This is a genomic window from Blastococcus jejuensis (genome assembly GCF_039534705.1).
GTDB classification, from domain to species: Bacteria; Actinomycetota; Actinomycetes; order Mycobacteriales; family Geodermatophilaceae; genus Blastococcus_B; species Blastococcus_B jejuensis.
Genome location: NZ_BAAAVV010000001.1, coordinates 296,895 through 317,974, shown reverse-complemented (window position 1 = coordinate 317,974; position 21,080 = coordinate 296,895). Strand labels below are relative to the sequence as shown.

Annotated in this window: 31 protein-coding genes; 24 read left to right on the top strand and 7 right to left on the bottom strand. The window is 71.9% G+C overall.

Annotated features, from left to right (window positions below):
* Positions 1–5: 5 nt before the first annotated feature.
* From ABD644_RS01510 to truA, 18 genes are all read left to right on the top strand, one after another.
* Positions 6–191 carry a type Z 30S ribosomal protein S14 gene (locus tag ABD644_RS01510; RefSeq protein ID WP_026857026.1) on the top strand — a complete coding sequence of 62 codons (186 nt, stop codon included), beginning with the start codon at positions 6–8 and terminating at the stop codon, positions 189–191.
* 138 nt (positions 192–329) lie between these two features.
* Entirely contained in the window at positions 330–734 is a 405-nt protein-coding gene (rpsH, locus tag ABD644_RS01505; protein ID WP_425547348.1) for a 30S ribosomal protein S8, read from the top strand.
* A 14-nt stretch (positions 735–748) separates the two neighbouring features.
* Positions 749–1,288 (top strand): 50S ribosomal protein L6, encoded by a 540-nt coding sequence (rplF, locus tag ABD644_RS01500; RefSeq protein ID WP_344686712.1) that lies wholly within the window; start codon positions 749–751, stop codon positions 1,286–1,288.
* Entirely contained in the window at positions 1,288–1,698 is a 411-nt protein-coding gene (gene rplR, locus ABD644_RS01495) for a 50S ribosomal protein L18 (protein ID WP_344686711.1), read from the top strand. The genes rplF and rplR overlap by 1 nt, the downstream gene beginning before the upstream one ends.
* Positions 1,699–1,735: 37 nt before the next feature.
* A complete protein-coding gene (rpsE, locus tag ABD644_RS01490) occupies positions 1,736–2,350 on the top strand; it encodes a 30S ribosomal protein S5 (RefSeq protein ID WP_344686710.1) in 615 nt (204 codons plus the stop codon).
* Position 2,351: 1 nt separating this feature from the next.
* A complete protein-coding gene (gene rpmD, locus ABD644_RS01485; RefSeq protein WP_344686709.1) occupies positions 2,352–2,531 on the top strand; it encodes a 50S ribosomal protein L30 in 180 nt (59 codons plus the stop codon).
* A 13-nt stretch (positions 2,532–2,544) separates the two neighbouring features.
* Positions 2,545–2,988 (top strand): 50S ribosomal protein L15, encoded by a 444-nt coding sequence (gene rplO, locus ABD644_RS01480; protein WP_344686708.1) that lies wholly within the window; start codon positions 2,545–2,547, stop codon positions 2,986–2,988.
* Between the two features lie 115 nt (positions 2,989–3,103).
* Positions 3,104–4,414 carry a preprotein translocase subunit SecY gene (gene secY / locus ABD644_RS01475; protein ID WP_344686707.1) on the top strand — a complete coding sequence of 437 codons (1,311 nt, stop codon included), beginning with the start codon at positions 3,104–3,106 and terminating at the stop codon, positions 4,412–4,414.
* The gene (locus tag ABD644_RS01470) at positions 4,414–5,019 is read left to right on the top strand and encodes an adenylate kinase (RefSeq protein ID WP_344686706.1); all 606 of its coding nucleotides are present in this window, start codon (positions 4,414–4,416) and stop codon (positions 5,017–5,019) included. The genes secY and ABD644_RS01470 overlap by 1 nt, the downstream gene beginning before the upstream one ends.
* A gap of 70 nt (positions 5,020–5,089) precedes the next feature.
* On the top strand, positions 5,090–5,893 hold the full coding sequence (gene map / locus ABD644_RS01465; RefSeq protein WP_344686704.1) for a type I methionyl aminopeptidase: 804 nt from the start codon (positions 5,090–5,092) through the stop codon (positions 5,891–5,893).
* A gap of 398 nt (positions 5,894–6,291) precedes the next feature.
* A complete protein-coding gene (gene infA / locus ABD644_RS01460) occupies positions 6,292–6,513 on the top strand; it encodes a translation initiation factor IF-1 (protein WP_012950459.1) in 222 nt (73 codons plus the stop codon).
* Positions 6,514–6,585: 72 nt separating this feature from the next.
* Entirely contained in the window at positions 6,586–6,699 is a 114-nt protein-coding gene (gene rpmJ, locus ABD644_RS01455; RefSeq protein ID WP_012950458.1) for a 50S ribosomal protein L36, read from the top strand.
* A gap of 14 nt (positions 6,700–6,713) precedes the next feature.
* Positions 6,714–7,094: a 30S ribosomal protein S13 gene (rpsM, locus tag ABD644_RS01450; protein ID WP_135136029.1), complete on the top strand. Its 381-nt coding sequence runs from the start codon at positions 6,714–6,716 to the stop codon at positions 7,092–7,094.
* A 108-nt stretch (positions 7,095–7,202) separates the two neighbouring features.
* A complete protein-coding gene (gene rpsK / locus ABD644_RS01445) occupies positions 7,203–7,610 on the top strand; it encodes a 30S ribosomal protein S11 (protein ID WP_026857037.1) in 408 nt (135 codons plus the stop codon).
* 36 nt (positions 7,611–7,646) lie between these two features.
* A complete protein-coding gene (rpsD, locus tag ABD644_RS01440) occupies positions 7,647–8,273 on the top strand; it encodes a 30S ribosomal protein S4 (protein ID WP_344686699.1) in 627 nt (208 codons plus the stop codon).
* 123 nt (positions 8,274–8,396) lie between these two features.
* Complete coding sequence (locus ABD644_RS01435; protein WP_344686698.1) at positions 8,397–9,461, top strand: DNA-directed RNA polymerase subunit alpha; 1,065 nt, start codon at positions 8,397–8,399, stop codon at positions 9,459–9,461.
* Between the two features lie 142 nt (positions 9,462–9,603).
* Positions 9,604–10,356, top strand: a complete 753-nt coding sequence (gene rplQ / locus ABD644_RS01430) for a 50S ribosomal protein L17 (RefSeq protein WP_344686697.1) — start codon at positions 9,604–9,606, stop codon at positions 10,354–10,356.
* Positions 10,325–11,227, top strand: coding sequence for a tRNA pseudouridine(38-40) synthase TruA (gene truA, locus ABD644_RS01425; RefSeq protein ID WP_344687186.1), 903 nt, complete (start codon positions 10,325–10,327; stop codon positions 11,225–11,227). Before rplQ ends, truA begins: the two co-directional genes overlap by 32 nt.
* Here the strand turns inward: truA and ABD644_RS01420 are convergent, their stop codons facing one another.
* Genes ABD644_RS01420 through mobA form a run of 3 tightly spaced genes read right to left on the bottom strand, consistent with a single transcriptional unit; the run spans position 11,228 to position 13,265 of the window.
* Positions 11,228–11,890: an NAD(P)H-binding protein gene (locus tag ABD644_RS01420; RefSeq protein WP_344686696.1), complete on the bottom strand. Its 663-nt coding sequence runs from the start codon at positions 11,888–11,890 to the stop codon at positions 11,228–11,230.
* A 28-nt stretch (positions 11,891–11,918) separates the two neighbouring features.
* Positions 11,919–12,587, bottom strand: a complete 669-nt coding sequence (locus tag ABD644_RS01415; protein WP_344686695.1) for an NAD(P)H-binding protein — start codon at positions 12,585–12,587, stop codon at positions 11,919–11,921.
* Between the two features lie 9 nt (positions 12,588–12,596).
* Positions 12,597–13,265, bottom strand: a complete 669-nt coding sequence (gene mobA, locus ABD644_RS01410; protein WP_344686694.1) for a molybdenum cofactor guanylyltransferase — start codon at positions 13,263–13,265, stop codon at positions 12,597–12,599.
* Between the two features lie 33 nt (positions 13,266–13,298).
* On the opposite strand from mobA, the gene fdhD reads away from it, so the two are divergent.
* On the top strand, positions 13,299–14,162 hold the full coding sequence (fdhD, locus tag ABD644_RS01405; protein ID WP_344686693.1) for a formate dehydrogenase accessory sulfurtransferase FdhD: 864 nt from the start codon (positions 13,299–13,301) through the stop codon (positions 14,160–14,162).
* 103 nt (positions 14,163–14,265) lie between these two features.
* Here fdhD and ABD644_RS01400 read toward each other — a convergent pair whose 3' ends face one another.
* From ABD644_RS01400 to moeA, 4 genes are all read right to left on the bottom strand, one after another.
* On the bottom strand, positions 14,266–14,493 hold the full coding sequence (locus tag ABD644_RS01400; protein WP_344686692.1) for a VOC family protein: 228 nt from the start codon (positions 14,491–14,493) through the stop codon (positions 14,266–14,268).
* Between the two features lie 4 nt (positions 14,494–14,497).
* Positions 14,498–14,986: a MogA/MoaB family molybdenum cofactor biosynthesis protein gene (locus ABD644_RS01395; protein ID WP_344686691.1), complete on the bottom strand. Its 489-nt coding sequence runs from the start codon at positions 14,984–14,986 to the stop codon at positions 14,498–14,500.
* On the bottom strand, positions 14,983–15,456 hold the full coding sequence (gene moaC / locus ABD644_RS01390; protein ID WP_344686690.1) for a cyclic pyranopterin monophosphate synthase MoaC: 474 nt from the start codon (positions 15,454–15,456) through the stop codon (positions 14,983–14,985). The genes ABD644_RS01395 and moaC overlap by 4 nt, the downstream gene beginning before the upstream one ends.
* Positions 15,457–15,532: 76 nt before the next feature.
* Positions 15,533–16,738, bottom strand: a complete 1,206-nt coding sequence (moeA, locus tag ABD644_RS01385) for a molybdopterin molybdotransferase MoeA (RefSeq protein WP_344686689.1) — start codon at positions 16,736–16,738, stop codon at positions 15,533–15,535.
* A gap of 102 nt (positions 16,739–16,840) precedes the next feature.
* Here moeA and ABD644_RS01380 point away from each other — a divergent pair, with 102 nt between their 5' ends.
* The 5 genes from ABD644_RS01380 to glmM all read left to right on the top strand — a co-directional run bounded on the left by ABD644_RS01380 (position 16,841) and on the right by glmM (position 20,981).
* Positions 16,841–17,326, top strand: coding sequence for a beta-class carbonic anhydrase (locus ABD644_RS01380; protein ID WP_344686688.1), 486 nt, complete (start codon positions 16,841–16,843; stop codon positions 17,324–17,326).
* Positions 17,327–17,398: 72 nt separating this feature from the next.
* The gene (locus ABD644_RS01375) at positions 17,399–18,568 is read left to right on the top strand and encodes a DUF7373 family lipoprotein (protein WP_344686687.1); all 1,170 of its coding nucleotides are present in this window, start codon (positions 17,399–17,401) and stop codon (positions 18,566–18,568) included.
* Between the two features lie 197 nt (positions 18,569–18,765).
* Positions 18,766–19,209 (top strand): 50S ribosomal protein L13, encoded by a 444-nt coding sequence (gene rplM, locus ABD644_RS01370; protein WP_344686686.1) that lies wholly within the window; start codon positions 18,766–18,768, stop codon positions 19,207–19,209.
* On the top strand, positions 19,206–19,625 hold the full coding sequence (rpsI, locus tag ABD644_RS01365) for a 30S ribosomal protein S9 (RefSeq protein ID WP_344686685.1): 420 nt from the start codon (positions 19,206–19,208) through the stop codon (positions 19,623–19,625). The genes rplM and rpsI overlap by 4 nt, the downstream gene beginning before the upstream one ends.
* A gap of 12 nt (positions 19,626–19,637) precedes the next feature.
* A complete protein-coding gene (gene glmM / locus ABD644_RS01360; RefSeq protein ID WP_344686684.1) occupies positions 19,638–20,981 on the top strand; it encodes a phosphoglucosamine mutase in 1,344 nt (447 codons plus the stop codon).
* Positions 20,982–21,080: the final 99 nt, after the last annotated feature.

The following is a 21,080-nucleotide window of genomic DNA, read 5'->3' as shown; positions in this document are numbered from 1 at the left end:
AACCAATGGCCAAGAAGGCTCTGATCGAGAAGGCGAACCGCAAGCCCAAGTTCGCTGTCCGCGGCTACACCCGCTGCCAGCGGTGCGGTCGCCCGCATTCGGTGTTCCGCAAGTTCGGCCTCTGCCGGATCTGCCTCCGGGAGATGGCCCACGCCGGCGAGCTCCCGGGCGTGCGCAAGTCCAGCTGGTAAGTCCCAGCCGCTCCACCCGACCGGAGCACGAGCACCGGTCGAACCACAGCACCACCGATCGTCGATAGGCCCCGCGCCAAGTCTCCGAGACCCAGCGCATGTGGAACCGCGGCGAGAGAGGCACCACACACCATGACGATGACCGACCCGATCGCGGACATGCTGACGCGTCTGCGGAACGCCAACCAGGCGTACCACGACGCCGCGGTCATGCCGTCGTCGAAGTTGAAGACGCACATCGCCGAGATCCTCCAGCAGGAGGGCTACATCGCCGGCTGGTCCGTCAACGACGTCGAGAAGGACGGCAGCACCTTCAAGCAGCTGCAGATCGACCTGAAGTACGGCCCCAACCGCGAGCGGAGCATCGCCGGCGTCCGGCGCGTCTCCAAGCCGGGTCTGCGGGTCTACGCCAAGTCGACCTCCCTGCCGAAGGTCCTCGGTGGTCTCGGCGTGGCGATCATCTCGACGTCGACCGGGCTGCTGACCGACAAGCAGGCGAACAAGAAGGGCGTGGGTGGGGAAGTCCTCGCCTACGTCTGGTAAGGGAGCGAGCGAAGATGTCACGAATCGGACGACTCCCGATCCCCGTGCCCTCCGGTGTCGACGTCACCATCGACGGCCAGACGGTCAGCGTGAAGGGCCCGAAGGGCTCGCTGACCCACACCGTCGCCGTGCCGATCACGGTCGAGCGCGACGAGGACGGCACGCTGAAGGTCGCGCGCCCCAACGACGAGCGGCAGAGCCGGGCCCTGCACGGGCTCTCGCGCACGCTGATCGCCAACATGATCACCGGCGTCACCGAGGGGTACACCAAGACCCTCGAGATCGTCGGTGTCGGATACCGCGTCCAGGCACGCGGTTCGGACCTCGAGTTCGCCCTGGGCTTCAGCCACCCGGTGCCGGTGAAGGCCCCTGAGGGGATCAGCTTCGCCGTCGAGTCGCCCACCCGTCTCCGGGTGAGCGGCATCGACAAGCAGCAGGTGGGTGAGGTCGCGGCCAAGATCCGCAAGATCCGCAAGCCCGACCCGTACAAGGGCAAGGGCGTGCGGTACCAGGGCGAGGTCGTCAAGCGCAAGGTCGGGAAGACGGGCAAGTGATGGCACAGGCAGCAACTTCCAAGAGCGGCGGCCACAAGCCCGTCGGTACCGACGTCAGCACCGCGCGCCGCGTCTCGCGGCTGCGGCGCCACAACCGGCTGCGCAAGCGCGTCACCGGCACGCCGGAGCGTCCGCGCCTGGTCGTCAAGCGCAGCTCGCGGCACATCCACGTGCAGCTCGTCGACGACACCGCCGGCCGCACGCTGGCCAGCGCCTCGACGATGGACGCCAGCCTGCGCAGCGCCGAGGGCGACAAGTCCGCCCTGGCCCGCCAGGTGGGCGCCCTCATCGCGGAGCGGGCGAAGTCGGCCGGCATCAGCGCCGTCGTCTTCGACCGTGGCGGCAACCGGTACGCCGGTCGCATCGCCGCGCTGGCCGACGGCGCCCGCGAGGGCGGTCTGGACTTCTGATGAGCAATTCTGTTGAGCGGATCGAGAGGTACGTCTGATGCCAGGACCACAGCGACGCGGCGGCGGCGCCGGCGGCGGTAACGACCGCCGCGACCGTCGTGACGGCGGGCGGGGCCCCGGAGGCGCGCCCGCCGAGAAGAGCAACTACATCGAGCGCGTGGTGGCCATCAACCGCGTGTCCAAGGTCGTCAAGGGTGGTCGGCGCTTCAGCTTCACCGCCCTGGTGATCGTGGGCGACGGCGACGGCACCGTGGGCGTCGGCTACGGCAAGGCCAAGGAGGTGCCCGCGGCGATCGCCAAGGGTGTCGAGGAGGCCAAGAAGCACTTCTACAAGGTGCCGCGCATCGCTGCCACCATCCCGCACCCGGTGCAGGGTGAGGCGGCGGCCGGTGTCGTGCTGCTCAAGCCGGCCAGCCCCGGTACCGGTGTGATCGCCGGTGGCCCGGTGCGCGCCGTGCTGGAGTGCGCCGGCATCCACGACGTGCTCTCCAAGAGCCTCGGGTCCTCCAACCCGATCAACATCGTGCACGCCACCATGCAGGCGCTGAAGGACCTCGTCCGCCCCGAGGAGATCGCGGCCCGCCGCGGTCTGCCCCTCGAGGACGTCGCCCCCGCGGCCATGCTGCGGGCGCGTGCGGGCCAGGGAGTCTGAGATGGCGCAGATCAAGGTCACCCAGATCCGGTCGGCGATCGGCACCAAGCCGAACCAGCGTCAGACGCTGCGTTCGCTCGGTCTCAAGCGGATCCACGACTCGGTCGTCCAGGAGGACCGTCCCGAGATCCGCGGGATGGTCGCGACGGTGCCGCACCTCGTGCGCGTCGAAGAAGTTTGAGGAATGACACACCATGACTCTTAAGGTCCACCACCTGCGTCCGGCCCCGGGCGCCCACACCGCCAAGACCCGCGTGGGTCGCGGTGAGGGCTCCAAGGGCAAGACGGCCGGTCGCGGCACCAAGGGCACCGGCGCGCGGGGCAACGTGTCCCCGCGCTTCGAGGGCGGGCAGACGCCGCTGCACATGCGACTGCCCAAGCTCACCGGCTTCAAGAGCCCGAACAAGGTCGTGTTCCAGGTCGTCAACCTCGACCGGATCGCGGCGCTGTTCCCCCAGGGCGGTTCGATCAACCCCGACACGCTGGCCGAGGCCGGCGCCGTCCGGCGCGGTCAGCCCGTCAAGGTGCTCGGCACCGGCGACCTCGGCGGCATCGAGGTCCACGTGCACGCGCACGCCTTCTCCTCGTCCGCGGCGGAGAAGATCGGCGCGGCCGGCGGTAGCACGACCCGTATCTGAAGCCGGCGGCCCCCGCGACGCACATCGGTGCGCCGCGGGGGTCGTCTGCTGACCGCCCTCGCCGATCCGGCGGGGGCGGATTGCTAACCTCACTCGACCGATCAGGGGAGGGCACGTGCTGCAGGCGTTCGCCGCGGCGTTCCGGACGCCAGATCTCCGGCGCAAGCTGCTGTTCTCCCTGGCGATCATCGCCGTCTACCGCCTCGGCGCGGCCGTTCCCGGCCCCGGGGTGTCGGTGGAGGCCATCAACTCCTGCCTCGACCAGGCGCAGGCCTCCGATCAGCGCGACCTCTACTCGCTGGTCAACCTGTTCTCCGGCGGCGCGCTGCTCAAGCTGAGCGTCTTCGCGCTCGGGATCATGCCGTACATCACGGCGAGCATCATCGTGCAGTTGCTGGTGGTCGTGATCCCGCGCTTCGAGCAGCTGAAGAAGGAAGGGCAGTCGGGTCAGGCCAAGCTGACCCAGTACACCCGCTACCTGACGATCGCCCTGGCGGTGCTGCAGAGCACCGGCATCATCGCCCTGGCCCGCAGTGGCCAGCTCTTCCCGAACTGCTCCGAGACGATCATCCCCGACGACTCGGTGTGGACGACGGTCGTCCTGGTCATCGCCCTGACCGCCGGCACCGCGCTGATCATGTGGCTCGGCGAGCTGCTGACCGAGAAGGGGATCGGCAACGGCATGTCCGTGCTGATCTTCACCTCCATCGCCGCGCGGATCCCCGCCGAGGGTGGCTCGATCCTGCAGAGCCGCGGTGGCGTCGTCTTCGCCGTCGTCTGCGTGTTCGCCCTGCTGATCATCGGTGCGGTCGTCTACGTCGAGCAGGCGCAGCGCCGCATCCCGGTGCAGTACGCCAAGCGGATGGTCGGCCGCCGCATGTACGGCGGCACCTCCACCTACCTGCCGCTGAAGGTCAACCAGGCCGGTGTCATCCCGGTCATCTTCGCCTCGTCGCTGCTCTACCTGCCGCAGCTGATCAGCCAGCTCCAGGGCAACGAGACCGGTGCGGTCCGCCAGTTCTTCGAGACCTACATCATCGACCAGAGCAGTGCCGTCCACGTCGCGCTCTACTTCGGCCTGATCGTGTTCTTCACGTACTTCTACGTGTCGATCACGTTCAACCCGGAGGAGCGGGCCGACGACATGAAGCGCTACGGCGGCTTCATCCCCGGTATCCGCCCGGGGCGCCCCACCGCGGAGTACCTGCAGTACGTACTGTCCCGGATCACCCTGCCCGGATCGATCTACCTGGGAGTCGTGGCCGTGCTGCCCAACTTCTTCCTGTCGATCACCCAGCAGGGCCAGAACCAGAACTTCCCGTTCGGCGGGACCGCGGTGCTCATCATGGTGGGAGTGGGGTTGGAGACCGTGAAGCAGATCGAGACGCAGCTCAACCAGCGCAACTACGAAGGGTTCCTGAAGTAGTGCGCGTCGTGCTGCTGGGCCCGCCCGGGGCGGGGAAGGGGACCCAGGCGCAGATCATCGCCGGGAAGCTCGGCGTCCCGGCGATCTCGACCGGCGACATCTTCCGCGCGAACGTGAGCGGGCAGACCGAACTCGGCCGGCAGGCCAAGACCTACATGGACGCCGGTGACCTCGTTCCTGACGAGATCACCGTCGCCATGGTCAAGGACCGGCTGGCGGAGACCGACGCGAAGGGCGGCTTCCTGCTCGACGGTTTCCCGCGCACCATCGCGCAGGCCGAGCAGCTGCGCGAGTCGCTCTCCGACCTGGGGCACGGGCTCGACCGGGTGCTCGAGCTGATCGTCGACGAGGAGGAGCTGGTCCGCCGGCTCTCCGGCCGGCGCATGCTGGTCGACGGCCAGATGGTGCAGCGCGAGGACGACAAGCCCGAGACCGTCCGGCACCGCCTGGAGGTCTACCGGGAACAGACGGCGCCTCTCTCGGGCTTCTACGAGTCAGAGGGCCTGCTCTCCCGCATCGACGCGATCGGTGAGGTGGACGAGGTCACCGCCCGCGCCATGGAGGCGCTGGGCGCGACGGACGCCGGTCGGCCGAGCGAAGGCTGACGGAGAGCGAGCCGCGATGAGGGCCGGCATCCTGAGCCGCCTCCCGCTGCTCGCGAAGTGGAGTGGACGCATGATCCAGATCAAGACCGCGCACGAGATCGAGCTCATGCGCGCCTCCGGGCTCGTCACGGCGGGCGCGCTGAAGGCCGTCAGGGCCGCCGTCCGGCCCGGGGTGAGCACCGGTGAGCTCGACGCCGTCGCCGAGGACCACATCCGCTCCCAGGGCGCGGTGCCGAACTTTCTGGGCTACCACGGGTTCACCGGCACGATCTGCGCGTCGATCAACGACGAGATCGTCCACGGCATCCCGAACCCGGAGCGTCGACTCGTCGAGGGCGACAACATCTCCATCGACTGCGGGGCGATCCTCGAGGGCTGGCACAGCGACTCGGCCATCACCGTCACCGTGGGCGAGTCCTCGCCCGAGGACGCCGCCCTGCTCGAGGTCACCGAGCGCTCGATGTGGGCCGGTCTGGCCCGGGCGATCGCCGGCGGCCGGCTGACCGACATCAGCCATGCCGTCGAGGCGACGATCGCCGCCGAGTCGCACCCCTACGGGATCGTCGACCACTACGGCGGGCACGGGATCGGCACCGAGATGCACCAGGACCCGCACGTGCTGAACTACGGCCGTCCCGGGCGCGGCCCCAAGCTCGTCCCCGGCCTCGCGCTGGCCATCGAGCCGATGGTCACCATCGGCGACCCGGCGACCGTGGAGCTCGAGGACGGGTGGACCGTCGTCACCAAGGACGGCTCCCGCGCCGCCCACTTCGAGCACACCGTGGCCATCACGCCCGAGGGCCCGTGGGTGCTCACGGCCGAGGACGGCGGCGTCGCCGGCCTCGCCCCGTTCGGGGTCACCCCCCGCACCTGACAGGCCGCCCGGGCCTCTGCGGCCGGGCCCTGCCGGCTCGTCACCGGGCCCGCGGTCGACCTCCGGGGGACGGTGTCCCTCAGGCGGGCATCCCGGTCGGCAGAACGGCCGCCCCAGGGCCATCGATCAGCCTGATCCCTGGAACGGGCCGCGTTGCCGGGCCGCTGGTGTGGGCAGCCCCTCACCGGGGGCGGGTTGGTGACTGGTGGGACGCCGGGGTACGATTCCCGTTGGCGTTCGCGCCGTCCCGTGGTCGTGCTGTGGCCGCATGTCCCGGGACGCCCTCGCGAGAGCGTCTGCACCACCTGTTCTGCAATCACCGAGTGCGTCCCCGTCGGGTTCTCCCGTGGGCGCAGGAGGACACCAGCACCACCGATACCAAGGAGATCGTTCGAGGTATGGCGAAGAAGGACGGGGCCATCGAGGTCGAGGGTCGCGTCGTCGAGCCGCTGCCCAATGCGATGTTCCGGGTCGAGCTGCAGAACGGGCACCGGGTGCTCGCCCACATCAGCGGCAAGATGCGGCAGCACTACATCCGCATCCTGCCCGAAGACCGCGTGGTCGTGGAGCTCTCGCCCTACGACCTGACGCGCGGTCGCATCGTCTACCGCTACAAGTAATCGCTTCCGTCCGCGACCGCCCTCGGGTGGCGCGGGACGAGGCCACGATCTGAGGAATGAGGGGCGGCACCGGTGAAGGTCCAGCCGTCGGTGAAGAAGATCTGCGACAAGTGCAAGGTGATCCGCCGGCACGGCCGGGTCATGGTCATCTGCGACAACGCCCGGCACAAGCAGCGCCAGGGCTGAGGGAGTACCTGAACATGGCACGACTGGCTGGCGTCGACCTGCCCCGCGAGAAGCGGATGGAGATCGCGCTCACCTACATCTATGGCATCGGCAAGCACCACGCCAAGGAGACCCTGGCCGCGACGGGCGTCAGCCCCGACCTGCGCGCCAAGGACCTCACTGACGAGGACCTGCTGAAGCTCCGCGACTACATCGACGAGCACTTCCGCGTCGAGGGTGACCTGCGCCGCGAGGTGGCGGGCGACATCCGCCGCAAGGTGGAGATCGGTTGCTACCAGGGTCTGCGGCACCGCCGCGGTCTGCCCGTGCACGGGCAGCGCACCAAGACCAACGCGCGCTCGAGCAAGGGCCCGCGCAAGACCATCGCCGGCAAGAAGAAGGCCGGCAAGAAGTAATAGAAGGACCCCGGCGCCCCCCAGCCCTCGCTCCGCTCGGGCCGGGCCCCTGCGCCGGGGCCGCTCTATCCCTCACTAGGCCACGAAACACAGAGGATCCGGAGAGACATGCCTCCCAGGGCTCGCACTGCGGCCGGCGCCAAGAAGGTGCGCCGCAAGGAGAAGAAGAACGTCGCCCACGGCGCGGCGCACATCAAGAGCACGTTCAACAACACGATCGTGTCGATCACCGACCCGAACGGGAACGTCATCAGCTGGGCCTCGGCCGGCCACGTCGGCTTCAAGGGCTCGCGCAAGTCCACGCCGTTCGCCGCGCAGATGGCCGCCGAGAACGCTGCCCGCAAGGCGCAGGAGCACGGCATGCGCAAGGTCGACGTCTTCGTGAAGGGTCCCGGCTCCGGCCGCGAGACCGCCATCCGCTCCCTGCAGGCCACCGGCCTCGAGGTCGGACAGATCCAGGACGTGACGCCGCAGCCGCACAACGGCTGCCGCCCCAAGAAGCGCCGCCGGGTCTGACCGGTCCACTGACGAGACGAACGAGGAGTACCTGACGTGGCCCGCTATACCGGAGCCGACTGCCGCCTGTGCCGGCGCGAGAAGATGAAGCTGTTCCTCAAGGGCAGCAAGTGCGAGTCCCCGAAGTGCCCGATCGAGATCCGGCCCTACCCGCCGGGCGAGCACGGCCGGGGCCGCAGCAAGGACAGCGAGTACCTGCTGCAGCTGCGCGAGAAGCAGAAGGCCCGCCGCATCTACGGCGTGCTCGAGAAGCAGTTCCGCGGCTACTACGAAGAGGCCAACAAGAAGTCGGGCAAGACCGGTGAGGTCCTGCTGCAGATCCTCGAGTCGCGCCTCGACAACGTCGTCTACCGGGCCGGCTTCGCCGAGTCCCGCGACATGGCCCGCCAGCTGGTGCGCCACGGCCACATCCGGGTGAACGGCCGCAAGGTCGACATCCCGTCGTACCGCGTGAGCGCGAACGACATCATCGAGGTCGCCGAGAAGTCGCGCACCATGCTGCCGTTCGAGATCGCCCAGGCCCGCGCGGGCGAGCGTCCCGTGCCGGCGTGGCTCGAGGTCATCAGCAGCCAGCTGCGCGTGCTCGTGCACAGCGTCCCGGCCCGCCAGGTGATCGACACCCCGGTCCAGGAGCAGCTGATCGTGGAGCTCTACTCGAAGTAAGCAGCACCTGCACCACCGAAAGCTGCACGACGGCGGGGCGGGCGGACAGATGTCCGCCCCGCCGGCACCACCCCCCTCACGGCGTCATATGGCGGTCGCCGGAGGACCTGAAGGAGATCCACCATGCTCATCGCACAGCGTCCGACCCTCACCGAGGAGACCATCACCGAGTCGCGCTCGCGGTTCGTGATCGAGCCCCTCGAGCCGGGTTTCGGCTACACCCTCGGCAACTCCCTGCGCCGCACGCTCCTCTCCTCGATCCCCGGCGCTGCTGTCACCAGCATCCGCATCGAGGGCACCCTGCACGAGTTCACCACCGTGCCGGGCGTCAAGGAGGACGTCACCGAGATCATCCTCAACCTCAAGGGCCTGGTCGTCAGCTCCGACTCCGACGAGCCGGTGACCATGTACCTGCGCAAGCAGGGCCCCGGTGAGGTGACCGCCGCGGACATCGCGCCGCCGGCCGGCGTCGAGGTGCACAACCCCGAGCTGCACATCGCCACGCTGAACGGCAAGGGCCGGCTCGAGATCGAGCTGGTCGTCGAGCGTGGTCGCGGCTACGTCCCGGCCCCGCAGAACAAGCAGCCCGGCCAGGAGATCGGCCGGATCCCCGTCGACTCGATCTACTCGCCGGTCCTCAAGGTGACCTACGCGGTCGAGGCGACCCGTGTCGAGCAGCGCACCGACTTCGACCGCCTCGTGGTCGACGTCGAGACCAAGCCCTCGATCGTCCCCAGGGACGCCATCGCCAGCGCCGGCTCGACCCTCGTCGAGCTGTTCGGCCTGCTGCGCGAGCTGAACATCGACGCGGAGGGCATCGAGGTCGGGCCCAGCCCGGCCGAGGCCGCCGACATCGCGAACTTCTCGATGCCGATCGAGGACATGGACCTCACCGTCCGGTCCTACAACTGCCTCAAGCGCGAGGGCGTGCACACCGTCGGTGAGCTCGTCACGCGCTCGGAGGCCGACCTGCTCGACATCCGCAACTTCGGGGCCAAGTCGATCGACGAGGTCAAGATGAAGCTGGCGGCCATGGGCCTCGCGCTCAAGGACAGCCCGCCCGGGTTCATCCCGACGTCGATCGAGAGCTACGACGAGGGCTACGAGACCGACGCGTACCAGGGTTCGCCCGAGTACTCCGACGTCGAGTACAGCGACGCCTCCTACCAGGAGACCGAGCAGCTCTGATGCTGATCGCCGGACGGCGGGGGAACCCGCCGTCCGGCGCGGCCGTCCGGCCCGCCACACTGGACCACCCGCACGACCTGGACGACGCACCACCCACGGATGCAGCCGGCAGCACCGCCCGGCCGCCTGAGGAAGGACCGACATGCCCACCCCCACCAAGGGCCCCCGTCTCGGCGGGTCCCCCGCGCACGAGCGGCTGATGCTGGCCAACCTGGCCACCTCGCTGTTCGAGCACGGGCGGATCACCACGACCGAGGCGAAGGCGAAGCGGCTGCGTCCGCTGGCCGAGAAGCTGGTGACCTTCGCCAAGCGCGGTGACCTGCACGCCCGTCGCCAGGTCATGACGACCATCCGTGACAAGGACGTCGTCCACACGCTATTCGCCGAGATCGGCCCCCGGTACGAGAACCGGCCCGGCGGCTACACCCGCATCACCAAGGTCGGCCCTCGCAAGGGCGACAACGCCCCCATGGCGGTCATCGAGCTCGTCGAGGCCCTGACCGTGTCGCAGCAGGCCGTCGGCGAGGCCGAGCGCGCTCGCGGCACCCGCTTCGCCACGGGCGCCGGTTCGGCTGCCGCCGCCGGTGAGGTCACCGCCGACGAGCTCGAGTCGGCCGATTCCGCCGACAGCGCGGACTCCGCGGACTCGGCGGACAGCCCCGACGAGTCGGCCGAGGCGCAGGAGGTCGTCACCGACGTCTTCGTGCCCGACGGCGAGCGCCAGGACGACGGCGACGTGACCCCCGAGCCGACCGCAGAGGGCGCCGTGGCCGAGGGCGACAACGTCTCCCAGGACGTCGCCGACGCTGCGGCCGCCGAGCTCAACGCTGCCGAGCAGGGCGACGCCGCCAACCAGGACGCCCCTGGCGGCGAGGCATCGCCGGATCCGAAGTAGCCCGCTGAACATCCAGCTCCACACGGACGAGCCCGTTCCCCACGGTGGGAGCGGGCTCGTCCGTCTTCGTCTGGCGATCAGCTACGACGGCACCGACTTCTCCGGCTGGGCCCGCCAGCCGGCGCAGCGCACGGTGCAGGACACTCTCGAGCAGGGGCTGCGCACCGTCCTGCGCGTGCCGGTGGCCCTGACCGTCGCCGGACGGACCGACGCCGGCGTGCACGCGACCGGGCAGGTCGCGCACTGCGACGTGCCGAGCGAGGCGTGGGCGCAGCAGCGCGACCGGCTGGTGCGCCGGCTGCGGGGGGTCCTCCCCGCCGACGTCGCCGTCCGCGACGTCGAGGAGGCCCATCCCGACTTCGACGCCCGCTTCGCGGCCCTGCGCCGGCACTACGTCTACCGGCTCACCGACGCCCCCTGGGGGCCGTCACCGCTGCGCCGGACCGACGTCGTCGGCTGGCCGCGCGCCCTGGACGTCGCCGCGATGGACGCCGCTGCCGGCCGGTTGCTCGGTGAGCACGACTTCGCCGCCTTCTGCCGGCGCCGCGAGGGTGCGACGACGATCCGGACCCTGCTGCACCTGGGCGTCGAACGGTCCCTCGACGAGGTGGCCGACGACGAGGTCGTCGTGATCGGCGCCTCGGCCGACGCGTTCTGCCACTCCATGGTCCGCAGCCTCGTGGGGGCGCTGCTGGCCGTCGGGGAGGGGCGCCGGCCGGTCGAGTGGCCGGCGACGCTGCTCTCGCGGACGGAGCGGGCCAGCGAGGTGCCGGTCGCCCCGGCCGCCGGGCTGACCCTGGTCGCGGTGGACTACCCCCTCGACCGCGAGCTGGCGGCGCGGACGCAGATCACCCGGGCCCGCCGCGACTGATCAACCGGTCCCGGCGAGGGCCTCCGCGATCGGGGTCGAGCCGCTGACCACCTCGAGGACCTCACCGGGCCGCGGGGCGTCCAGCAGGGCGACCATGACCCGGGCGACGTCGTCCCGCGAGATCTCGCCCGGGGGAAGTCCTCGGCCGACCGCGACCAGACCGGTGCCGGGGGATTCGGTGAGCCGCCCGGGTCGCAGCACGGTCATGTCGACCGCCGGCCGGTTGCGCACCCCGTCCTCGGCGGCCAGTTTCGCGCGGAGGTAGTCGACGACGGTCTCGTCCTCTCCCTCGGGGGTCCGGCCGTCGGTCACCGCCTCGACGCCCATGGACGACATGAGCAGGTAGCCGCGGACGGCGGCCTGCTCGGCGGCGTCGGAGAGGAGAACGGCGGCGGCGCGGTCGGCCGTGTAGCGGTGGGTGCCGCCTCCCGGCCCCGAGCCCGCGGCGAACACCACCGCGTCGGCGTCGACCACGACTGCGGCGAGGTCGTCGACCGTCGCGTGCTCGAGGTCGAGGACGACCGTCTCGAGCCCCTCGGCCAGCAGTTCCTCCTCGGCCTCGGCGGTCCGGACGATGCCGACGACGGTGTCCCCGCGGGCGCACAGCAGGCCGGCGAGGCGGCGGGCCACTCGACCGTGGGCTCCGGCGATCACGACGCGCATATCGGCGGACCGTACTCCGCCCCGCGCCTCAGCCCGCGACCGCCGCGACGGCGTCGGCGATCGGCGTGGGCCCGCCGACCACCTCCAGGAGGGTGTCGCCGGCCCTCCCGTCCAGGAGGGCGACCAGGACGGCGGCCACGTCGTCGCGCGGCACGCTGCCCCGGTCCACCGACGGCGCGAGGGAGACCCGGCCGGTGCCCGGATCGTCGGTCAGCCCGCCGGGGCGCAGGATCACCACCGACAGCCCCTCGCGCGCCCGCAGGTCCTCCTCGGCGGCGAGCTTCGCCCGCAGGTAGGCGGTGAAGACCTCGTCGACGCCGTCGGGGGTGGCGCCCCCGGCGACCTGGTCGACGCCCATGGAGGAGACCAGCAGGTAGCGGTGCACGCCGGCCGACTCGGCCGCGTCGGCCAGGAGCACGGCGGCGGCGCGGTCGACGGTGTCCTTCCGGGCGACGCCGCTGCCCGGTCCTGCGCCCGCCGCGAAGACGACCGCGTCCGCGCCTGCCAGCACCGACGCGACCTGCTCGACCGAGGCCGACTCCAGGTCCAGGACGACCGGCTGCACGCCGTCGGTGACGACGTCGGTCTCGTGGGCGGGGTTGCGGACGATGCCGACGACGGTGTCGCCGCGGCCGGACAGCAGGCGGCCGAGGCGGCGGGCGATCTGGCCGTGGGCGCCGGCGAGGACGATGCGCATGGTCGGGCCCTACCCCTCGCCGGGGCTCCTGAACAGGGGCCAGACCGACGGCTCGGCCGGGGGAGGAGGGGCCGGCCGCGGTGGGGGCGCCGGTTCGGGGGTGCCCGCCGCGGCGCGGGCGCGGCTGAGGTCGGCGGGGGTGTCGCAGTCCAGCCACGGGGGTGGTCGTCCCGGCGCCACCGTGGGCCGCAGGCGCGCCGGCGCCAGGGGGGCGAGCACCTTGCGCAGCGACGTCGGCCCGGTGGCACCGCCCACCGCGGTCCGGAGCGCCTCGGTGCGCCAGACGCCGAGCAACCACTGCTCGCGACCGCCCTCGTCGACCACCAGCGCTCCGTCGCCGGTCAGCAGGCCGCGCAGCTGGCCGATCAGTTCGTCGGTGAGGAACGGCAGGTCCCCGGCCAGTAGCACGACCACGTCGGTGGAGACCTCGTCCAGCCCGGCCCGGAGCGCGGCGACGGGCCCGCCGCCCGGCGGATGCTCCCGCACCAGCACGACGTCGTCGGGCACCGGCTGACGCGGGCCGACGACCACCCGGGCCTGCGCGTCGGACACGGCGTCGAGGACGGCGGTGAGCATGGTGCGCCCGCCGACGTCCAGCTGCGGCTTGGCCCGACCGCCGAGCCGGGCGGCCTTTCCACCAGCCAGGACGACCGCGGTGTAGGGCGCCGGCGTGCTCATGCCGGAACCGTACGGCTGAGTACCGTTCTCGGCGTGGGACGAGTCACGAGCCGGACGCCGGTGTTGCGGATCCGCGGATCGCAGCACACCACCCGGCCGGACACCGTGGCCGCCGAGGAGCCGCTGGAGATCCGGTTGGGCGGCACCGCGCTGGCGGTCACGATGCGCACGCCGGGCGACGACTTCGACCTCGTGCACGGGTTCCTCGCCACCGAGGGCGTCATCGCCGGCCCGCACCACGTGGCCGGGTTGCGCTACTGCGACTCGGTGGACGCCGACGGTCGCAACACCTACAACGTGGTCGACGTCGATCTCGCCCCCGGGGTGCGCCCGCCGGACACGGCGCTGGACCGCAACTTCGTCACCTCCAGCGCCTGCGGCGTCTGCGGGAAGGCCAGCATCGACGCGATCCGGACGCGGACCCGGCACGACGTCGCGGCCGACCCCATGCGCGTGCCGCTGCCCGTGCTGCTCGCCCTCCCCGGGCGGCTCCGGGCCGCCCAGCAGGTGTTCGACCGGACCGGCGGCCTGCACGCGGCCGGACTGTTCACCGCGGACGGCGACCTGGTCGCCCTGCGCGAGGACGTCGGCCGGCACAACGCCGTCGACAAGGTGGTCGGGGACGCCGTGCGCGAGGGCCGGCTGCCGCTGGCCGGGCACCTGCTCGTGGTCAGCGGGCGGGCCAGCTTCGAGTTGACCCAGAAGGCGGCGATGGCGGGGATCCCCGTGCTGGCCGCGGTCTCGGCGCCGTCGTCTCTGGCGGTCGAGCTGGCCGCCGAGCTCGGCATCACGCTGGTCGGCTTCCTCCGCGGCGACGGCTGCAACGTCTACACGCGCCAGGAGCGGATCGTCCTGCCGAGCCACCCACCTGACGAGAGCCGCCCTGCGAGGCGGTGAGAGGAGTGGGGGCCGGAGGCTCCCGCGACGAGCGCTGGGATCGGCTCAGCGCAGCCGGGGGACAGCACCTGGCCGCGGTGCGGCGCGGAGCGTCGCAATGTGCTCAGTCCAGGTGTTCCTGCGGGGGGTGCCCGGCGTCCGGCCAGCGCGGCGGGACGTACGGGTCGGCCTTCTGGAAGGCGAGCTCCCGCATGCCGGGCTCCCGGCCGATCACGACCCACGCGCCATCGGTGTCCTCGTTGATCCGCATGCCGAGGATCTCCCCGTAGAAGGCCGCGAGGGCGCGTGGGTCGGGGCAGTCGAGGACGGTCTTCTCCAGGCGGCCGATCACGGGCTCAATGGTCTCCGCCACGCAACTGGCTGACCACGTGGGGGAGGAGCGGACCGAGCACCGCCAGCCCGTCGCGCACCCCACCGGTCGAGCCGGGCAGGTTGACGATCAGCGTGCGGCCCGCGATGCCGGCGAGACCGCGGGAGAGCACCGAGGTCGGCACCTTCCCCTCCCCGTACCGGCGGACGGCTTCGGCGATCCCGGGGGCCTCCCGCTCCAGCACCGCGCGGGTGGCCTCGGGCGTGACGTCGGTGGGGGAGAGCCCGGTGCCGCCGGTGGTCAGGACGACGTCGGCGCCCGACGCCACGGCGTCGCGCAGCACGGCGGTCAGTGCCGCGATGTCGTCGGGCCGGACGTGCGGGCCCTCCACCGTGAACCCGAGCTCCCGCAGGCCTTCGGCGAGCGCCTGCCCGCTGCGGTCCTCGTAGACCCCGGCGGCGGCCCGGTTGGAGGCGGTGACGACGACGGCTCGCGCGTCCAGGGGCAGGCTCATCGCGTCCAGTCCCCGCTCTTCCCGCCTGACTTCGCCAGCAGCCGCACGTCGGTGATCGACGCCCGCGGGTCGACGGCCTTCACCATGTCGATCATCGTCAGCCCCGCGACGGCCACCGAGGTCAGCGCCTCCATCTCGACGCCGGTCCGGTCGGCGGTCCTTGCCGTCGCGGTGATCTCGACGCCCTCGTCGGTCACCTCCAGGTCGACGGTCACCCCGTGCAGCGCGATCGGGTGGCACAGCGGGACGAGGTCGGGCGTGCGCTTGGCGCCGGCGATCCCGGCGATCCGCGCCACGGCGACCGCGTCCCCCTTGGGCACGCCCGTCCCGCGCAGGAGGGCGACCACCTCCGGGCTGACCAGCACCCGTCCGGCGGCGGTGGCCACGCGCGTGGTGATGGCCTTCTCGCTCACGTCGACCATCCGGGCGGCGCCGGTCTCGTCGACGTGGGTGAGCCGGGGTTCGGTCATCGTGTTTCTCCTGTTCGTCTCCGCGCTCGCTCCGCTCCTCGCTCGTTCCTCGCTGCGATGCTCACTCGCTGTCGACTCATTGCAGGGCTCCTTCGATGAGCACGACGTCCACCTCGGCGCCGGCGGGCAGTTCGGTGACGTCCTCGGGGACGACGACCAGGCAGTTGGCGCGGGCGAGGTGCGCCACCAGGTGCGACCCCGGGCCCCCGACCTGCGAGACCTCCCCGCCGCCGTAGCGGCCGCGCAGGAACTGGCGCTTCTCGGGCGGCGAGGTCAGGGGGCCGGTCAGCCGGGCGGGGACGTGCAGCCGCTCGGGGGCGCCGTGGCCGAGCGCGCGGCGCAGGGCCGGCCGCACGAACACCTCGAAGGACACGAAGGCGCTCACCGGGTTGCCGGGCAGCGTGACCACGGGGACCCCGTCGACGGTGCCCGCGCCCTGGGGACCGCCGGGCTGCATGGCGACCTTGGCGAACTCGACGGTGCCGAGCGTCCGGAACGCGTCCTTCACCACCTCGTACGCGCCCGCGCTGACGCCGCCGCTGGTGATCAGCAGGTCGGCGCTGCTCACCTCGGCGCGCACCGTGGCGAGGAACTGGTCGACGTCGTCGGGCACGAAGTGCAGGCGCCGGGCCTCGCCGCCGGCCTCCTCGACGGCCGCGACCAGCAGCGCGGAGTTGGACTCGTAGATCTGCCCCGGCAGCAACGGTGTGCCCGGCGCCACGAGTTCGCTGCCCGTGGAGAGCACCAGCACCCGCGGACGACGGCGGACCGGCAGCTCCTCGATGCCGACCGCCGCGGCGAGCCCCAGCTGCGCCGCGCCCAGCGGTCCGCCGGCGACCAGGGCCACCGCGCCCTGCGCGATGTCCTCACCGGCCGAGCGCACGTGCCGACCTCGGGGGAGCGCATCCCGGATCTCCACCGTCTCGGTGCCGGCGTCGGTGAGCTCGACGGGGATCACGACGTCGGCGCCCGGCGGCAGCGGGGCGCCGGTCATGATCCGGTGCACCGTCCCCGGCGCCAGGGGCACGACGTCGGTGCGCCCGGCGGGGATGTCCTCGGCCACCGGCATCGCGACCGGCGAGGCGCCGGTGGCCCCCGCGACCTCCGACCAGCGGGCCGCGTAGCCGTCCATCGCGGAGTTGTCGAAGCTGGGGAGCGCGACGGCGGCCCGGACGTCCCGCGCCAGCACGCGGCCGTGCGCGGCCGCCAGTGGCACCGACTCCTCCGGGAGCAGCGGGAGCAGTGCCGCGACGACTGCCTGGTGTTCCTCGACCGTGCGCACGGTCACATCCTGGCCGATGGGTCCGACGGGACTGACCGGGCGGGGTGCCGAGCTGCCGGTTATCGTCCGGCGAGGACAGGGGGCAGCGAACGGAGGACGTGGGTGGCCGAGATCGACCGGATGCTCGAGGCGAACAAGGAGTGGGCCAGCCGCTTCCCCGGCAGCAAGCCGGTGCGCCCGGCCCGCGCCGTGGCCGTCGTCGCCTGCATGGACTCCCGGATGCCCCTGTTCGGCATGCTCGGCCTCGACATCGGCGACGCCCACGTCATCCGCAACGCCGGCGGCGTCATCACCGAGGACACGATCCGTTCGCTGACCGTGTCGCAGCACCTGCTGGGCACGCGCGAGATCCTGCTGGTCCACCACACCGAGTGCGGACTCCAATCCACCGACGACAGGTCCTTCGCCGACCGTGTGGAACAGGCCACCGGCCGACGTCCCTTCTGGTCGGTCCAGGCGTTCACCGATGTCGACGACGACGTCCGGGAGTCCATGAAGCTGATCAGGGACTGCCCCTACCTGCTCTCGCACAAGGTGCGGGGCACCGTCTACGACGTCGACACGGGGCAGCTGCGCGAGGTGCGCTGAGGCACGAAGTGCCTCGCGATCTGAGGACTACGACCCCGGTCGTCGACCACGTCGCGGTCCTAGTCTGCCGCCGTGGCGGGCAGGCGACACTGGCAGGTAGCGGCGGCGGTGCTCGCCGGGCTGCTGGCGGGGTGCACCACGACGGTGCGTGGTGTCGCTACGCCGGCGAGCCCGACGGCGACCTCCGCCGCCCCGACCTCGGCGGCCGGGCCGTCGAACTCGCCGGCTGAGCAAGGGGCGGTCCTCGAAGCGCACCGCCTGGCCTCGGTCACCTCGCTGATCCCGGTCACGTTCCCCGAACGAACCGGCAGCTGCCCGCGCGCGTCCGGGCCGTTCGTGGAGGCGGGAGAACTCGAGGACGCGTACTTCGACTACGGCACCGCCGACATCCTCGACCGGCACGGGTTCGTCGCGGCGTGGTCGGAGTGCAACCGGGTGACCGGTGCCGCCCGGGCCACCGTCTCGGCGATCGTCGAGTTGGCCGACGAGGCAGCAGTGGAGCAGGCGGCGGAGGAACTGGCTGCCGCGAACGTCGCCAACGGCTTCGTGCGGGTCCCTGTGCCCGGGTTCGACAGCCCGGCGGTGGCCCAGGACGACCAGGCCAGCCAGTACGTGCTCGCCTTCGTCCCCGTGGGTCCCGTGCTGGCCATCTGCTACCACACGTCGCTGCGGGATCAGGGCATCGCGGAGATCAGCCGACTCATGACCGACCAGGTGGCGCTGCTGCGATCGTTCCGGCCCACGGCGCCTGCTGATCGACCGCAGCTGCCGACCGACCCCCAGGACCTCGCCCGGCTGGTGCTCGAACCGCCGGGGGAGCCCACGCCGCTCACCGGTCCGTACGACCTCGAAGGCGCTCTGCGCCTGGCCACCGACCCGGTCGCCGAACGGGAGCTGTTGACCGCCCACAACCTGTCCGGGTACTACCTGCGCCAGGGGAGGCGCGACGACGTCTTCGCCACGGTGCGACTGTGGTCCTTCCCGAACCAGGCCGCCGCGGAGGCCGTCCACGGGGGGCTGGTGCAGCTGGACGAGACCGCCGGGGACAGGCCGTTCACCTCCACGACGGTCCCGGAAGCCGTGTGCTACGCCGTCCGGAGCGGTACCTCGGATGTCCTGCGCTGCCGGATCCAGGCCCTCGAGTACCTCGCCGCCGTCTCTGTCAACGACCCTGACCGGGCCAGTGCGACGGCGACGATGGACCAGCTGCTCCGCGACCAGCTCGACCTGATCGACGGGTGAGCGGCCACGGCCGGTGTGCGGCCGGTGTGCGGCCGGTGTGCGGCCGGTGTGCGGCCGGCGGGGCGGTCCGGACCAGGCTGGTATCGTGACCGGCTGGCGCGCGCAAGCCGGCTGGTGCTGCGCGCGTCGCGACGTCTCCCGTTCTCGGTGAGGCGATCCCACCAGCCTTCCCGACGACGACGGAGGACACGAGCGCCGTGCGCACGTACTCACCCAAGCCCGGCGAGATCGCCCGGGCCTGGCACGTCATCGACGCCACCGACGTGGTGCTCGGTCGACTCGCCAGCCAGACCGCGCAGATCCTGCGCGGCAAGCACAAGCCCCAGTACGCCCCGCACGTGGACGTCGGCGACTTCGTCGTCATCATCAACGCGGGCAAGGTGGCCCTGACCGGTCAGAAGCGGGAGAACAAGCTCGCCTACCGGCACTCCGGTCACCCGGGTGGTCTCAAGACGATCAACGTCGGCGACCAGCTGCGCACCCACCCCGACCGCGTCATCGAGCGCGCGATCAAGGGGATGCTGCCGCACAACAGCCTCGGTCGGCAGATGCTCAAGAAGCTCAAGGTCTACGCAGGCCCGGAGCACCCCCACGCTGCCCAGCAGCCCCAGACCTTCGAGATCAAGCAGGTGGCCCAGTGACCAGCGCTCTGACCGTGACCGACGCCGAGGGGCGTCCGATCCAGACCGTCGGCCGGCGCAAGGAAGCCATCGTGCGCGTCCGGCTCCTCCCGGGCACCGGCCAGTTCAAGCTCAACGGCCGCACCCTCGAGGAGTACTTCCCGAACAAGGTGCACCAGCAGCTCATCCGCGAGCCGTTCGTGACCCTCGAGAAGGGCGAGCAGTACGACGTCGTCGGGCTGCTCAAGGGTGGCGGCGTCACCGGCCAGGCCGGTGCACTGCGCCTGGCCATCGCCCGTGCGCTCATCCAGATCGAGGCCGACGACCGTCCGGCCCTGAAGAAGGCCGGCTTCCTCACCCGTGACGCGCGGGTCAAGGAGCGCAAGAAGTACGGCCTCAAGAAGGCCCGCAAGGCGCCCCAGTACTCCAAGCGCTGACCGGGTCGTCCGTTGGGTCGCCTGTTCGGCACCGACGGCGTCCGGGGCCGGGCCAACTCCGACCTCACGCCGGAGCTGGCCCTGTCGGTGGCGCGTGCCGCCGCGAGCGTCCTCGCCGACCGCGACGGGACCGAGCGTCCCGTCGCGGTCGTCGGCCGTGACCCCCGCGCCAGCGGGGAGATGCTCGAGGCGGCGGTCGTCGCCGGCCTGACCAGCGCCGGCGCCGAGGTGCTGCGCGCCGGGGTGCTGCCGACCCCGGCGCTGGCCTACCTGACCGGGACGACCGGCGCCGACCTCGGCGTCATGATCTCGGCCAGCCACAACCCGATGCCCGACAACGGCATCAAGCTGTTCAGCCGCGGCGGGCACAAGCTGCCCGACGCGCTCGAGGCCGCCATCGAGCGGACCGTCGAGAGCGGCGACACCGCCGCCCACCGGCCCACCGGCGCCGCGATCGGGCGCGTCCGTGACCTGCCGGGCGCGACGGAGGACTACGTCGCCCACCTGCTGAGCACGCTCGAGCAGCCGCTGGCCGGGTTGAGCGTCGTCGTCGACTGCGCCCACGGCGCCGCCGCGGCCAGCGCTCCCGAGGTCTACCGGCGGGCCGGCGCCACCGTGCACGCCATCGGCTGCACTCCCGACGGCTGGAACATCAACGACGGCGTCGGGTCGACCCACCTCGGGCCCCTCATCGAGGCCGTCCGGGCGCAGGGCGCCGACCTCGGTCTCGCCCACGACGGCGACGCCGACCGCTGCCTGGCCGTCAGCGCCGAGGGCGAGGTCATCGACGGCGACGCGATCCTGGCCATCTGCGCGCTGGCGCTGCACGAGCGCGGGGCGCTGAAGGACGACACCGTCGTCGCCACCGTCATGAGCAACCTGGGCTTCCACCACACGATGCGCGACGCCGGCATCGCGGTGCAGACCACCGCGGTGGGTGACCGGTACGTGCTGGAGGCGCTGCGCGCGGGGGGCCTCTCGCTGGGCGGCGAGCAGAGCGGCCACCTGGTCTTCCTCGAGCACGCCACCACCGGCGACGGCCTGCTCACCGGCCTGACCCTGATGTCGCGGATGAGCGCCACCGGCTCCTCCCTGGCCCAGTTGGCCGCCGTCGTCCGACGGCTGCCGCAGATCCTGATCAACGTGCCGGTGCGCGACCGGATCGCGGTCTCCGAGAGCGAGGAGGTCGCCGACGCCGTCAACGCGGTGGAGGCGGAGCTCGGCGACGCCGGCCGGGTCCTGCTGCGGCCCTCGGGCACCGAGCAGCTGGTGCGGGTGATGGTCGAGGCGCCCACCCAGGAGCAGGCCGACCGGGTCGCGCACCGCCTCGCCGAGGTCGTCGCGAAGGTCGGCTAGCAAGCCGACACCGTTCGAGAGCCGCCCTGCGAGGCGACCTGACGAGGGGGCCCGAAGGGTCCCCGAGGAGGGGAGGACAGGGCTCAGCGCAGGCCGGGG